General features: G+C 68.2%; 11 protein-coding genes. All 11 read right to left on the bottom strand.

Annotated elements, in window-relative coordinates:
* Nucleotides 1-23 precede the first annotated feature (23 nt).
* The 11 genes from WA675_RS14290 to WA675_RS14240 all read right to left on the bottom strand — a co-directional run bounded on the left by WA675_RS14290 (nt 24) and on the right by WA675_RS14240 (nt 14,079).
* Entirely contained in the window at nt 24-1,043 is a 1,020-nt protein-coding gene (locus WA675_RS14290; protein WP_336084768.1) for an LLM class F420-dependent oxidoreductase, read from the bottom strand.
* Nucleotides 1,044-1,196: 153 nt separating this feature from the next.
* A complete protein-coding gene (locus WA675_RS14285) occupies nt 1,197-2,186 on the bottom strand; it encodes a cutinase family protein (protein WP_336084767.1) in 990 nt (329 codons plus the stop codon).
* The gene (locus WA675_RS14280) at nt 2,186-2,701 is read right to left on the bottom strand and encodes a DUF732 domain-containing protein (protein WP_336084766.1); all 516 of its coding nucleotides are present in this window, start codon (nt 2,699-2,701) and stop codon (nt 2,186-2,188) included. Before WA675_RS14280 ends, WA675_RS14285 begins: the two co-directional genes overlap by 1 nt.
* Nucleotides 2,702-2,814: 113 nt before the next feature.
* A complete protein-coding gene (locus WA675_RS14275) occupies nt 2,815-4,641 on the bottom strand; it encodes an alpha/beta hydrolase-fold protein (protein ID WP_336084765.1) in 1,827 nt (608 codons plus the stop codon).
* Between the two features lie 163 nt (nt 4,642-4,804).
* Nucleotides 4,805-5,839 carry an alpha/beta hydrolase gene (locus WA675_RS14270; RefSeq protein WP_336084764.1) on the bottom strand — a complete coding sequence of 345 codons (1,035 nt, stop codon included), beginning with the start codon at nt 5,837-5,839 and terminating at the stop codon, nt 4,805-4,807.
* A gap of 221 nt (nt 5,840-6,060) precedes the next feature.
* A complete protein-coding gene (locus tag WA675_RS14265; RefSeq protein WP_336084763.1) occupies nt 6,061-7,122 on the bottom strand; it encodes an alpha/beta hydrolase in 1,062 nt (353 codons plus the stop codon).
* 310 nt (nt 7,123-7,432) lie between these two features.
* On the bottom strand, nt 7,433-8,503 hold the full coding sequence (locus tag WA675_RS14260) for an alpha/beta hydrolase (protein ID WP_336084762.1): 1,071 nt from the start codon (nt 8,501-8,503) through the stop codon (nt 7,433-7,435).
* A gap of 198 nt (nt 8,504-8,701) precedes the next feature.
* Nucleotides 8,702-10,600: a flagellar motor control protein ZomB gene (gene zomB / locus WA675_RS14255; protein WP_442945630.1), complete on the bottom strand. Its 1,899-nt coding sequence runs from the start codon at nt 10,598-10,600 to the stop codon at nt 8,702-8,704.
* 7 nt (nt 10,601-10,607) lie between these two features.
* A complete protein-coding gene (locus tag WA675_RS14250; protein WP_336084759.1) occupies nt 10,608-11,540 on the bottom strand; it encodes a decaprenyl-phosphate phosphoribosyltransferase in 933 nt (310 codons plus the stop codon).
* 26 nt (nt 11,541-11,566) lie between these two features.
* Nucleotides 11,567-12,079, bottom strand: coding sequence for a phosphatase PAP2 family protein (locus WA675_RS14245; RefSeq protein WP_278261178.1), 513 nt, complete (start codon nt 12,077-12,079; stop codon nt 11,567-11,569).
* Between the two features lie 86 nt (nt 12,080-12,165).
* Nucleotides 12,166-14,079, bottom strand: a complete 1,914-nt coding sequence (locus WA675_RS14240) for a glycosyltransferase (protein ID WP_336084961.1) — start codon at nt 14,077-14,079, stop codon at nt 12,166-12,168.
* Between the last annotated feature and the right edge of the window lie 166 nt (nt 14,080-14,245).

Genomic DNA, 14,245 nt, shown 5'->3' with positions numbered 1-14,245 from the left:
GTCATGTTACAGAGAACCCCCGCTCAGTCCTCCCGCAGCAGCGGAATGACCGGAGCGAAAGCATCCATCTGGGTGGGGAAGATGCCGACATACGACATCGACGTGAGTTGGCGCACACGCTTGATCTGTTCGGCGATTTCCTCGAACGTGCCGATCGCGACGTAGGGCGATTCCAGGATCTGCTCGACGGTGAGCTCCACGTCCACCTCGAGATTCGGGTGCAGCCCGCGGGCGATCGCGTTGAGCGCCATCTCCGCGGTCTTCTCCCGGTCGTCGGTGATGACGATGGCGGTGATGGCCCAGTTCAGCTCGATCTCGGCGAACCGGTCACCGGCGGCGGCCTTGACGATCTCGACCTTCTCGATCGTCTTCTCCAGCGTGATGCCAGAGAGCAGACCCTTCCCGTTCTTGGTGGTCTGCGGGACGATCGAGACGATATCGGCGTGCTTGGCGGCCAGGGCCAGCATCTTGGGGCCACCGCCACCGGTGCACAGCGGCGGGCGCGGGCCCTGCCGCGGGCGCGGGGTGCCCTTGATGCCGCGCACCTGGTAGTGCTTGCCCTCGAAATTGCATTCCTGGCCGCGCAGCAGCGTGTCCAGGATGGTCAGCGACTCGTCGAGCTTCTCCAGCCGGACGCCGGGGCGCTCGAACGGGATGCCCGCGTTGTCGAACTCCTCCTTGATCCAGCCCGCGCCGACGCCGACCTCGAGCCGTCCCTTGGACAGCACGTCGAGGGTGGCGAGGTCCTTGGCGAGCACGACCGGGTGGCGGAAGCCGTTGGCCAGCACCGAGGTGCCCAGGCGGATCTTGCTGGTGGCCTGGGTGAGCGCGCCCAGCGCGGCGATCGGGCCGATCTGATCGCCCAGGTGATCGGGCACGAAGAAGGTGTCGTACCCGTACTCCTCGGCCTCCTGCGCGGTCTGCACGAACTTGCGAGCGCCGCCTTCTTGCTTGTTGCCCTCGCCCGCCGCTCCGAAGCGGAACGGACGCAGCGGCGTACCCAGCGCGGTCGACTCACCGACGGGTGCGGCAGCTTCGGTCATGAACTCTTCGCTCCTGGCTGTGCGATGTACTCGGGCGCAATCACCAGCGCACTTTACAGCGTGCGGGCGAATGGGAGTGCGGATGTCACAGCGAGGCATGATCCATGGCAATCACGCACCCGCTGTGACTGTGACAACTCCGCCCCGCAAGACTCAGGAATGCGGCGGACGCGGCGCCGCTTCGATCAACCCCGCCGCCCAATTCACCGTCCACTGGGTGGCCGTGGTGCCGTCGCCGTCCACCGTGTTGGTGGCGTAGAGGGCGTGCACCGGGTTGCCCGCCGAGCGGATCAGCGCGGCCAGGCTGCCCAGCGCGTTGGCCGGGTTGAGCGCCTCGCGCGGCGCGTCGCAGATCATGTCGCCGGGCGCGCAGATCGAGTTCACCTTCGACGCCAGCTCACCGAAACCGCCGGGACGCGGGCCGGTCATGCTGATACCCGGCACATTGACACCCTTGAGCGCCACTTCGGCACCCTGCCCGGCAGGCGGCGGATCACCGATCTCGGTCGGCTGCCCCGGCCCGGTGTCGGCGGTGCGGCGCCCGTCGGCGATGACCGTCACGCCCAGCACCCGATCGGCCGGAATGGGGCCGTTGCCCGCGCCGATCTGGGCGGCCACGTCACCGGCGATCACCGCGCCCTGGGAGAAGCCCGCGATGACGAAGTTCGTCAACGGACATTCCCGATGCCGCTGGGAGAGCACATCGGTCGCCCGCGCGGTGCCCTCGGTCCGGCTGACGTTGTAGGAGGCCTGGCCGTCCGGCGGGAAGGCGATCGGGTTCGAGAACTGCGCCACGTAGGGCACGGTGTAGACCTCGAGCCGGTCCTCCGGGAACTGCGCCCGCAGCGGGCCCGACACGCTCAGCATGAGCGAGATCGGGTTGGCGTGCGGGCTGTACGGGTCGTCGTCGCTGGCCGATTCCCAGGTGCCCGGGATGGACAGGAACATCACGTCCGGACAGTCCGCCGACTGCGAAGTGGGCGGCTCCTCGCCCGGCGGGGTCGGCGGCGGCTTCTCCAGCCGCCCCGCCAGCAGGTACCACAGCAGCAGGACGACGATGATCGCCAGGACCAGCAGCGCGAGCAGGGTGAAGCACCCCGCAGGCCAGAACCTGCGGGTCCGTCGCGTCGACCGGGGCGTCACTAGCAGTAGGTCGAGGTCGCGGCCGCGATATAGACCTGGGAAGCCTTGTCGACGTCCATCTTGGATTCGTCGAAGTTGGTGTCGGTACCTGCGATCGCCGCGACGAACGGGGCGATATCGGCATCGGAGGCACCGGTGGCGCGGCTCGAGCAGATGTAGTTGGCGGCGGTCAGCGCGATATCCGGGCTGGCCGGGTTGATGCCGTTCTTGGCCAGCTCATCGAGGAAGGCCTGGTCCTTGGCCGTCACCGGGGCCGAGGGCGCGGTGGCCTCTGGCGCGGTCTGCGGCTGCTCGGGAGCGCTGGTCTCCGGCGCGTCGGTGGCGCTGGGCGTATGCTCGCCGTGCTCGTCGGCCGACGGGGCCGGGGCGGCGGTGGACGCCGCGGGGGCGCTCGCGCTGCTGGAGAGGGTGGGCGTCTGCGACGCGGTCGAGTCGTTGCCACCACAGGCGGACAACAGGGCGACGGCGGCCAGTGCCGCGACCGATCCGGCTACCTTGCCAGGGATCCGATGCATGAAGATGTCTTTCCTCGATCGTTCGTCAGGGAAGCGGTCGCAGACCAGGCTAGCCGGACATCGGGCCTGTTCGGGTGCCAGGCGGCGAAGTTCAGAGAGTTCTCAGCCCGGGCTCACACCCCGTGAACTTCGGATTTGCCGTCTCGCACCACGATGAACCCGGTTTGGAAGTTCTGCTGGATCCCGCCCGGAACGGTGAACTCGTCGCTCACCGGGAACCCCAGCCTGCCGTTCTCGAAGCCCTGCTTGCCCCACTCCTCCATCAGCGCGCCGTTGCGCACCGACCAGGCCCCCGACAGCGGGCTCCAGTAGATGTTGCCGCCCTCGAACCGGCTGTAGCGGCCGAGGTCCTTCAGCGGCACCTCCTCGGCGACCGGGAAGCCCAGCGGGCTGTTCTCGAAGCCGAGCTGGGCGTACTTGTCCAGCACCGCGCCCTGCACCCGGTGCGCGCCGGTGGCCGCGCTGTAGAACATCGGACCGTGCTCGAAGGCCTGCACCGCGCCGTCACGGCTGGGCGTGGCCGCCTCGGCGGCGACCGGATACCCGGCCGGACCGCGCTCGTAGCCCTGCTTGCCCCATTCCGCCAGGAAGGCCCCGCGCATCACCTGGGCGCCGGTCTGCGGCGTCCAGTAGATCGAGCCGCCCTCGAAGGTCTGCATCCGGCCGCGGCCGTCGGGCAGGCCCACCTCGTCACCGGTCGGCAGGCCCAGCGGCGAGGCCGCCCCGCCGACTCCGGTGTAGGTGCCCCCGATCCGGCCCGCCACCGCGTGCGTGCCGGTGGCGGCGGAATGGAAGACCCGCCCGTGCTGGAAGTCCTGCGCCACGCCCGTGGCCGCCGGGTACTCCGCGGTCAGGCAGGTGCCCAGCCAGTTCGCCGCCTGCGCGAGCCCGGCGATCGCCCCGCCGAGAGCACAGTTCGCCCCGTTCGGATCGGTGCCGAGCGCCGCGGCCGCCTGACTCCACGACTGGCGCATCTCGAAGTCCCAATACGGCCAGGTGTGCGTGCCGGAGGGCCGGTAGTTGGCCTGCACCGGAATCGCCAGCTTCTCCAGCTTGGTGACGAAGTTCTCCGTCGACAGCCGCGCCAGGATCTCCAGCCCGGTCCCGGCCCAGTTCTCGCTCAGCAGCGGCATCTCGCTGAGCTGGTCGTGCGTACCGGCCAGCCCGCTGCCGCTGGAGACGTACATGCTCACTCCGCGCAGCTTCTCGGCCAGCAGATAGGGGTCGTGTGCGGCCCATTCCGGGCTGCCGGGCGGACCCCACATGGCGGCGGCGTCGAAGCCGCCCGCGTCCTTGTTGGCGAAGGTGATCGCCTGCGGCATACCGAGAGTCGTGGTGGTGAGCAGCCCGGAGTAGGAGGCCACGTATTTCATCAGCCCGGGATTGCGCCCGGCCAGATTCATCGCGGCCGTGCCACCCATCGAAAGTCCTTGTACGCCACGCACATCGGTGGTGCGCCAGTCGCGTTCGAGGATGGGCGGCAGTTCCTTGGTGAGAAATGTCTCCCACTTGTAGGTGTAGCCGTTGTCGGGCGAGAGCCAGTCGGAATACCAGCTCGACTGACCACCTACCGGCAGCACCACATTCACGTTCTTGTCGGCGTAGAAGCCCTCGGCGTCAGCGTCTTTGGTCCAGCCGTTCTCGTCGTCCTGGGCACGCAGGCCGTCGAGCATCAGCAGCATCGGGAACTGGGCGTCGGGACGCGAATGCCAGTCTCTGGCCAGCAGCATCTGGACCTGGATCGGGGTGTTCATGGCCGCGGAGTAGACCCACATCGCCACCCGGCGATCGGAGAGCCACTCGACGCGCTGCACCGCCGAGGCGACCGGCTGGGCCTGGGCCTGGGCGGGCACGGCGACGACGGGTGCCAGCAGGGCCACGGTCGTGGCCGCGATTCCGAGGATCCGCCGCATGGGCGCTCGGACACGATGTTTCGACATGCGCGACCCTACCCTCCTCATCCCACCCCACGGGACAGCCTCATCCTCGGTTGTACCGCAGTGCGGGCCGATAACCGGGACGACACGCGAAGCCCGACTACAACGAAAAGACCGGCCCACCCTGCGGGTGGACCGGTCTTCTCAGGTTGCTGGGCGAAAACTATCAGGCGCCCAGCGCGCCCAGGATGTGCGGACGCGCCTTCCACAGCTCGTCTTCCCAGTACTTCCACGAGTGGGTGCCGTTGGCGGGGAAGTCGAAGATGGCGCTGATGCCCAGGGTCTTGAGGCGCTGCTGGAAGGCCAGCGTGCTCACGAAGGAGATGGCCTCGATGCCCATGGCGTTGGCGGTGTTGTACACCCCGCCCAGACCGGCCGGACGGTCGTGCTGACCGGGCAGGCCGTTGGCCGAGGAGATGAACATCGGCAGACCACGCAGCTCGGGCGCGAAGACCATCGGGTCCATCCGCAGCCACGCCGGGCTCCACGGAGCGGCCATGGAGTCGACATTGAAGCGGCCCGCGTCGAGCATCATCACGCGAATGGCCTCACGCATGCCGGGGGCACCCCAGTTCAGCGGGCCCGAGAGCGAGGACGCGTGCTTGAACTGGTCGCGGTGCAGCGCGGCGAGACGCAGCGCGGCCGGGCCGCTCATCGACAGGCCGAGCACCGCGTTGTTGGTGCGGGAGACGCCGTAGCCCTCGAGGAAGGCGGGCAGCTCCTCGGTCAGGAAGGTCTCCCACTTGTAGGTGGTCTTCTGGCCGTTGGTGTTGGACGCCGAGGTCCAGTCCGCGTACCAGGACGACTGGCCACCGACCGGCATCACCAGGGTGACGTTGTCGTTGGCGAACTGCTGCATCGCGTTGGTCTCGAACGACCAGGCGTTCTTGTCGTCGCGGGCGCGCAGGCCGTCGAGCAGGTAGAGCGCGGCGTTGCCACCGTTGCGCGCCCACTGCACCTGGACCTTCACCGGGCCCATCTTCGAGGGCACCATGAGTTCTTCGTAGCCACCGGCCGGGGCCCGCAGCGCGGGCGCGGAGGGCGCCGGGGCGGCGAACGCGGTCGGGGCCGCCCCTGCGGCGATCGGCAGCACCAGGGCCGCTGCGCCGACAGCTAGAATTCGATGACGCCAGCCACGAGGTGCTACTGCCCGGGACGCGCCCAGATCACCCTTCGGCGCGGCGGCCTTGCCGAAACGCATGTGAATTCCGCTCTCTTTCTGCTGTTGTGGCATGCCAGACAGGACTTGATCTTCGACTGGTTCCCGACAAGCCAGCCGAAACAACGATCTGGACACACTTACGCTCGCTGGAGAGTATTCGAGTACCGAATTAGTTGCAAGACCAACGGGTTCGGGACCGAGAAGCACCGGAAAATAAACGCCCGGCACACGAATGTGCCGGGCGTTCGCGCGGTGTCGGACTAGCCGATATTGGCGGACAGATCCGGGATCATCCGCAGGGCCTCGTCGTTCCAGTTGTTCCAGGCGTGGATGCCGAAGGGCGGGAACGAGTACACCACGTTGCGGGCGCCGAGGGTCGCCATGCGGACTTCGAAGGCGCGGGTGTTGGCCAGGGCCAGCGCCTCGAGCGCCATGCCGTTGACGGTGCCCATGTGCGGGCCGTCGGTATTCGATGGCAGGCCGGAGGCCGCCGCGATCCAGAGCCGGGTGTTGTTGGCGACGAGGTTGGGCGCGAAGACGAACGGGTCCATCCGCAGCCACTGCGGGCCCCACGGCGGGGCCATGGAGTCGACGTTGTAGCCGCCCGCGTCGAGCATGGCGATGCGGATGGCCTCGCGCATGCCGGGCGCGGAGATGTTGAGGTAGCCGGAGAAGGCACCGGCGAAGGAGAACTGATCGGGGTGGTAGGCGGCCAGCGTCAGCGCGGCCGAGCCACCCATCGACAGGCCGAACACGCCGTTGCGGAAGCGGTTGAAGCCCAGCCGGTCGGCCAGCGCGTTGCGCAGGTCGTTGGTGAGGAAGGTTTCCCACTGGTACCGGTAGCTCTTGCCGGGACCGCCGGACAGCGCGTTGGCCGCGCCGGAACCGGAGTTCGGGGCACCGTTTCCGGGAATGCCGAAGAATTCGCTCGGGGAGTTCCAGTCGGCGTAGAAGCTGGACATGCCGCCGACCGGCATCACCACATTGATATTGGCCGCGGCGAGCGCGTTGGGGATATCGGTTTCGATCTCCCAGCCGTTGAGCGTCTCCGGCGCGCGCATGCCGTCGAGCACGTAGACCACCCGGTGGGTGTTGCCGTCGGCCGCGCGCAGCACGCGGGACTTGATCGGCCCCATCCCGGAATCGACCCAGAAGTCGAACGCGGCGCCGTTGAAACCGGCGGAGGCGGGAGCGGTGGTGCCACCCACGGCTGTCACCACGGGAACCAGCAGTGCCATGGAGACGCCAGCGGCCCAGCGCCGCACCCACGAACCACGGGAGGCAGTCTGCACGGACCGATGCTTGCGGCGCAGTGTTCGCATTCGACTAGACCTTTCTCGGCTGACCGCCAGCGCAAACCCCGAGCTACACGGTCGGTTCCCTCATCGGGCGTCGAAACAGATCAATCCAGGGCAAAACGGACGATTCAACCTCGACGCATGCTCACTGTGTATCAATCGCTGAACGAATGCCTATATGTTGCTGGAAAGTGACCCCGAGCACAACTCGCGGTGACCTGCCGCTCATGATTCGTCACCAGCTTTCGCTCGGATCGTGACGCAAACGAAGAAAACCCGCCCAGTGCGAGTGCACTGAGCGGGTTCCCTAGCGAACGGCGCCAGCCGCCATGTCTCAGCCGATGTTGGCCGAGAGGTCCGGGATCATGCGGTTGACTTCGGTCTCCCAGTTGCGCCAGTTGTGCACGCCGGTGATCGGGAAGTCGAAGTGCGCGTTGCCGCCGCCGAGGGTGGCCATGCGGACCTGGAAGGCCCGGCTGTTCACCATCGCGAGCAGCTCCAGCGGCACGCCCTGGACGATCTCCATCGGGTTGGACACGTCACCGGGGCCGGGGATACCACTGGCGGCCGAGACCCACACGCGGGTGCCGTTGCCGACCAGGCGCGGAGCGAAGACGAACGGGTCCATCCGCAGCCACTGCGGGCCCCACGGCGGCGCCATCGCGTCGATGTTGAAGCCACCGGCCGAGATCATCGCGACGCGCATGGCCTCACGCATACCCGGCGCGGAGATGTTCAGGTAGCCGGAGAACGAACCGGCGAAGCTGAACTGGTCCGGGTGGTAGGCGGCCAGCGTCAGCGCGGCCGAGCCACCCATCGACAGGCCGAACACACCATTGCGGTTGGGGTTGAAGCCCAGCCGACTGGCCAGCGCGTTGCGCAGGTTGTTGGTGAGGAAGCTTTCCCACTTGTAGGTGTTCTTCTTGCCCGCGACCTGAGCGGGGGCGATCGACGAGCCGGTCATCGCCGAACCGGTGGCCGCCGAACCGGTCGAGCTACCGCCCGAACCGGCGTCGATGCCGAAGAAGTTGCTCGGGGCGTTCCAGTCCGCGTAGAAGCTGGACTGGCCGCCGACCGGCATCACGACATTGATGTTGTTCGCGGTCAGCGCGCGCGCGACCTCGGTGTCGATCTCCCAGCCGTTGAGATCGTCGCGAGCCCGCATACCGTCGAGCGCGTAGACCACGCGTCCGGTGTTGCCGTCGGCCGCGCGGAAGATCCGCGACTTGATCGGGCCCATCTCGGAGTCGACCCAGAAGTCGAAACCATCCGGGTTGAACGCCGCCGACGCGGTACCGGTGGGACCAGCCACCGACGCACCGAGCGGCAGCACAACCGCCAGCGAAACCAGTGCTGCCCGCTTGAGCCAGCCGGCTCCCCTGGCTCTCAGACGTCCGCCACGCATGCTGTTTTGGGCCTTTCCTCGTGCGGTTCGCGCGAACCGCGGTTGCAAATGCCGCCGACTGTCATCCGGCACACCAGTGCGCCGACGGTGGAGTTCTCGTTGACCATATCGCTACATCGATAGCCTGGCGTTACCGAAAAGTGATTTAGCGGCGAACACCACTCTGTTATGCCTGGCCAGGCCCAGGAGAGACTAGCGTCAGCGCGGCGGTTGCGGGTGCGGATCGACCAAGCCGCAGCGCTGGATCTCGTACTTGGGCACCCGGTCGATCCGGTACTTCGCGAAGCTCAGCGCGTGGCGCAGGTTGTGCTTGAACCGATCGAAGGTCATCGGGTCGCGGGTGGAGATCAGCAGCGCCTGGGTCTGCGGGCACGACATCGCCGCGCGGGCCTGGCTGACCCACTTCTCGTCCATGTACCAGGGCATCCACGGATGGATGTCGACCATGCCCGAATCGACGACCACCCAGTCCGGGTACAGGCTCTTGTCGTGGCCGATGCGCCCGTCCGCGAGCCGGTCCGAATGCGCGGCCAGCGGGTAGGCCAGGCCCATCGGATCGATCACGCGCACGCCCAACGGGACGTTCATGCTGGTCATGCCCAGGTTCAGGAAGTAGACCGTGTGCCCGGCGCCGTCCTCGGGGATCGGCTGCGGGGGCGGGTCCAGGTACCAGAACGTGAACGAGGGCGAGTTCAGCAGCAGGCCGCCGTTGGGGTTGGCCGCGATGTCCTCGACCATCGCCCGCATGCGCGGGTAGTCGAGGTAGTCCTCGGCCAGGATCGGATGGTCGTGGCCGGTGTTGAGCACGTAGTAGACGCGCTCGTCGACGATGCCGGAGGAGCTGATCTTGGTGCCGGTCTTGATCGCGGTGGTGTTGGCCGCGAACAGCGACCAGCCCACCGCGCCGAGCAGCGCGACCAGCAGCGCGACGAACGACCAGTCCTTGGGCGAGCCGTCGCGCGGCAGCCGCAGCGGCACCACGGCCACCGGCAGCAGCAGCAGGAACAGCTGGGTCAGCAGCATCCGGCCGTGCATGAAGTCACCGCCGACGCGCACCGCGTACACGGTCAGCAGCAGGCCGCTGGCCAGCACCATCACCACGACCGCGCTGGGCGAGCGCAGCCACGCGCGCACGCCGCCCACCGAGAGTCTCGGCAGTGCGAAGCCGCGCGCGATCCCGGCCACGATGCCCGCGATCAGCAGCACCAGCAGCGGAATCCACAGGTAGTACGGGCCGACCAGGTCCCACAGGTAGGTCAGGCCCTGGCCCCATTTGGCCCCGCCCGCGTCCTTGGCGACCGCGGTGTTCGGGTAGGGCAGGCCGTAGTAGCCCATCCGCCAGATCTGGTAGGCCACCGGCACGATCCCGGCGACGAACACGATCAGCGCGCGCAGCGCGGTCGGACCGAACCGGAATTCCGGCATCGGGGCCAGGAAGATCATGCCGAGCGCGAGCACGCCGATCAGCGTGGCCTCCGGCCGCACCAGCGGCGCGAGCCCGGCAAGGAAGACGAGCCCGAGCAGGCTCGGCACCCGCACCACCGCGGCCTGGCTCCACCGGATCATCAGCCACCACAGCAGCCCGACCCAGCAGATCACCAGCCCGCTCTCCAGTCCGGAGGTGGCGTAGTCGCGCGCGGGCGGCAGCGCGATGTAGACCAGCACGCCCGCGGGCAGCAGCAGCTGGGTGGCGCTACCGCCCCACAGCCGCGCGGTGCCGAGCATGGCGAAAACGACCGCCAGCAGCGAGACCGTGAGCGCCACGCCGAGCACCACGTACTCGAGGCGCGCCTGGGTCAGCCAGCTGAAGAACCACACCACGTAGGTCCACGCGGTGCTGGTGTTGGTCTCGACCCGCTCGTCCATATTGAACACCGGGCCGTTGCCCGCGAGCAGGTTGCGCACGGTGCGCAGGACGATCAGGCCGTCATCGGCGATCCAGCGCCGGTTCCACGCGCCGACCGCGAAGATCACCGTGGTGAGCACGATCCCACCGACGAAGGTGGCACGGGACAGGACGGTGAAACGCGCGGCCGGACGCGCCGACTCGTCGTCGCGTAGCCGCTCGTATTCGGTTGATTCCCGCTCCGCTACCACGATCTCGTCAGGTGAGATAGACAGCGACACCTACCGCTCCGATCCAGGCAATAGCGAGGAACTGCAGGATGCGGTCCCCCAGCGCGATCTCTTCGGGTTCACCGGCCTCGCCACCGTCGACGTCGACCGCGTAACGCAGGATTGCGATGGTAAACGGGATCATGGAGATCGAGTACCACTGGGTGTCGCGCAGCTCGTCCTGCTGGAACGCCCAGAGGCCGTAGAAGATCACAACGGCGGTGGCCGCCAGCGTCCAGATGAAGCGCAGGTAGGTGGGCGTGTAGTACTGCAGCGACTTGCGGATCTTGGCGCCGGTCTCCAGCGCGATCTGCAGTTCCGCGTAGCGCTTGCCCGCCGCCATGAACAGCGAACCGAACGCCATGATCAGCAGGAACCACTGCGACAGCGCGATATCGGCGGCCGCGCCACCGGCGACCGCGCGCAGCAGGAAGCCAGAGGACACGATGCAGATGTCGAGCACGGCCTGGTGCTTGAGGCCGAGGCAGTAGGCCAGCTGGATGCCGATGTAGATCGCCATCACCACGGCCAGGTGCCAGGACGCCAGGAACGAACCGCCGATCGAACCGACCAGCAGCACCGCCGCCAGCGCGTAAGCCAGGTTGACAGGAACGACACCCGCCGCGATCGGGCGGAAGCGCTTGGTCGGGTGCGCCCGGTCGGCCTCGACATCGAGCGAGTCGTTGACCAGGTAGATGCCCGAGGCCGCCATGCAGAACACCACGAACGCGATCGCGACGTGCACCAGCACGCCACCATCGCTGATCGCCTCGGGTCCCACCGCCAGCGGCGCGGCCAGCACGAGCACGTTCTTGACCCACTGACGTGGGCGGATGGCCTTGATGACGCCGCCGACCAGGGTCTTCGGCGGGCCCTTCACGACAGCCTCGTCCAGGACGGCGGCGGACGGTTCTTCGCTCATCTCAGCCAAGGTTCTTTCAGTTGCGGTCAAGGTCGGAGTCTCTTTTCGGCGGCTAGCACGGCGGCTGCCGACGCGGCCCCCAAGGCGGAACCGGCGAGCACGTCGGAAGGGTAATGCACGCCGAGCACGACCCGGGACAGCAGCATCGGCGGCACGAGCACCGCAGGCAAGGGTAGCCCGGTGAGCCTGCCGAGCAACACCGCCGCCGCCGTTGTCGAGGTCGCGTGTGAGGACGGGAAGCTCAATTTGCTCGGCGTCGACACGTTGACCTGCACCGCGGGACTGTCCGGACGCGGGCGGCGGACGATCCGCTTGATCACGATCGACGCGGCATGCGCGCCGACCGCGCCGACCGCGACCCCGGCCCACTGCCGACGGCGCGGCTTGTCGACCAGCCAACCCGCCGCGGCGATACCGACCCAGCCCAGCGCGTGCTCACCGAAGTGCGACATGCCGCGCGCGGCCGAGACGACGGCCGGGCTGGTGCCGATGGTGTTCTGCACGGTGTTGATGATGCCGACCTCGAGCGGCACCTCGATGTACTCGTCGCCGCACGCGCAGGCGCACTCGCCGCCGCAGCCTTCCTCGATCAGCTCGAGCTCGGGCGTTTCGGGGTTGATCGCGTTCACTTCTCGGTTCCTGTCTGGAAGATCTTCTCCCACGCGGCCGTGCTGGTGAGTTCGGCGTGCGCGGCCCGGTAGCGCTGCTGCATCTCCGGGAAACGGGCGGTGAGCTCCTTGCGCAGGCGCAGGGCTTCCTTGAGCAGTTCGGCGGCCTTGCGCGGGTCACGCTTGCGGTAGACCACGCCGCGCCCGTCGGCGGTGGTCACGGTGACGCCGTCGACCTGCGAGAGCAGGAACCAGCGCGCGTCCAGCGTCGGCACGTTGAGCTGCGGGGTCTCGTGCGCGCCCGGGTCGGCCTTGCGGAAGTTGTGCACCACGCCCTTGGCCAGGCGCGCGACCTTGGCGATCGGGTTACCCGGCTCGCCGGTGGCGCCCACACCGTGCCGGTTGGCCAGCGGCAGCTCGGTCGAGGACGGCAGCACCACCGCGTCCGGGTACTCCTTGCGCATCGCGTGGATCTTGCCCAGCGCGCTCGGCAGCAGGTCGAACAGGCCCTCCGGCCCGGCCAGGAAGTCGCGGATCGCCTCGTTCTGGATGGCGACCGTGGAGTACTCCAGGCACAGCAGGTGCTTGAGGGTGGCCTTGACGGTGTTCACGATCATCGGCTTGCCGTCACCGGGCAGGTGCAGCGAGGCGACCACCAGGCGGTTGCGCAGGTGGAAGTAGGCCTGCCAGTCGATCGCGTCGTCCTTGTCCGACCAGGCCATGTGCCACACCGCCGCACCCGGCAGGGTGATGGTCGGGTACCCGGCCTCGCGGGCGCGCAGGCCGTACTCGACGTCGTCCCACTTGAGGAACAGCGGCAGCGGCTGACCGATCTGCTCGGCCACCTGCCGCGGGATCACACACGTCCACCAGCCGTTGAAGTCGACGTCGATACGCCGGTGCAGCAGCTTGGAATTGTCGCGGTCCTTGAGCGGGTACTTCGAGAAATCGTGGTCGTACTCGACGTTGGGCGCCGAGGACCACATGAAGATCCCCCGGTCGACGACCTCGCCCATGCTGTGCAGGTGCGAACGCTCCTGCAGGTTCAGCATCTGCCCGCCGACCAGCAGCGGTGACTTGGCGAAGCGGGAGAACGCGAGCGCGCGCAGGATCGAGTCGGGCTCGATCTCGATGTCGTCGTCCATGTAGACGATGAACTCGGCGTCGGTCTTGAGCGCCTCGTACATCACCCGGCTGTACCCGCCGGACCCGCCGAGGTTGGGCTGGTCGTGGATGCTCAGCCGGTCGCCCAGGGTGGCGGCGGCCTCGGTGAACCCGGGCTCGTCGACGACCTTGCGGTTGCCCTGATCGGCGACGATCACCCCGGCGATATTGTCGAGCACCAGCGGGTCCGAGCCCAGCGCGGCCAGGGTCTTCACCAGGTCGGTGGGCCGGTTGAAGGTGGGCATGCCGACCGCGATGGTGCCGGTGCCCGGCGCGTCCTGCGGGGCGTAGTAGCCACCGGCCAGCAGTGTCACGGCGGTGTCGGTGGTGATGTCGAACCAGATCCAGCCGCCGTCCTCGAACGGGCCGAGATCGGTCTCGAACTCCACGAACACCGAATCGGCGCCCTGCTCGACGGCGAATTCCTTGCCCTGCACGTGGATTCGCGAACCGTCGGCCTTGGAGCGGTAGACGTCGACGCGCCCGTGCCCGTCCAGTTCCAGCCGCAGCACCACCGAGTTCAGCACACTCCAGCGGCGCCAGTAGCTCGCGGGCAGCGCGTTGAAGTAGGTGCAGAACGACACCTCCGACTCCGCGCCGATCGAGAGCGCGGTCCGGCTCGTGGCGTGCGCGCGACGCGCGTTGGTGGTGGATTCCTCCAGGTAGAGGGTCCGCACGTCCAGCGGTTCGCCGGGCCGCGGCAGGATGACCCGCTGCAGTAGCGAGGTCGCTCGCGTCTGGGTGGGCGCCTCGGACTGTCCGCTCACTCCGCGTCCCTTCCGCGGTGCGCTCACCGGAGCAGGCTTCGCCGCGCTCGCGCCCGCCTTGCGCCGGGTGCGGGTACTCGCCGCGGCGGCTTGGTCGTCGCCCGACTGCTTCCTGGGTGCGCTCGCACCCGGCGTGGCGGCGGCCTGGTTCTGCGCGCTCGGACTG

Source organism: Nocardia sp. SSK8, assembly GCF_037034205.1.
In the GTDB taxonomy this organism is placed as follows: domain Bacteria; phylum Actinomycetota; class Actinomycetes; order Mycobacteriales; family Mycobacteriaceae; genus Nocardia.
This window is presented reverse-complemented; position numbering and strand designations above follow the sequence as displayed.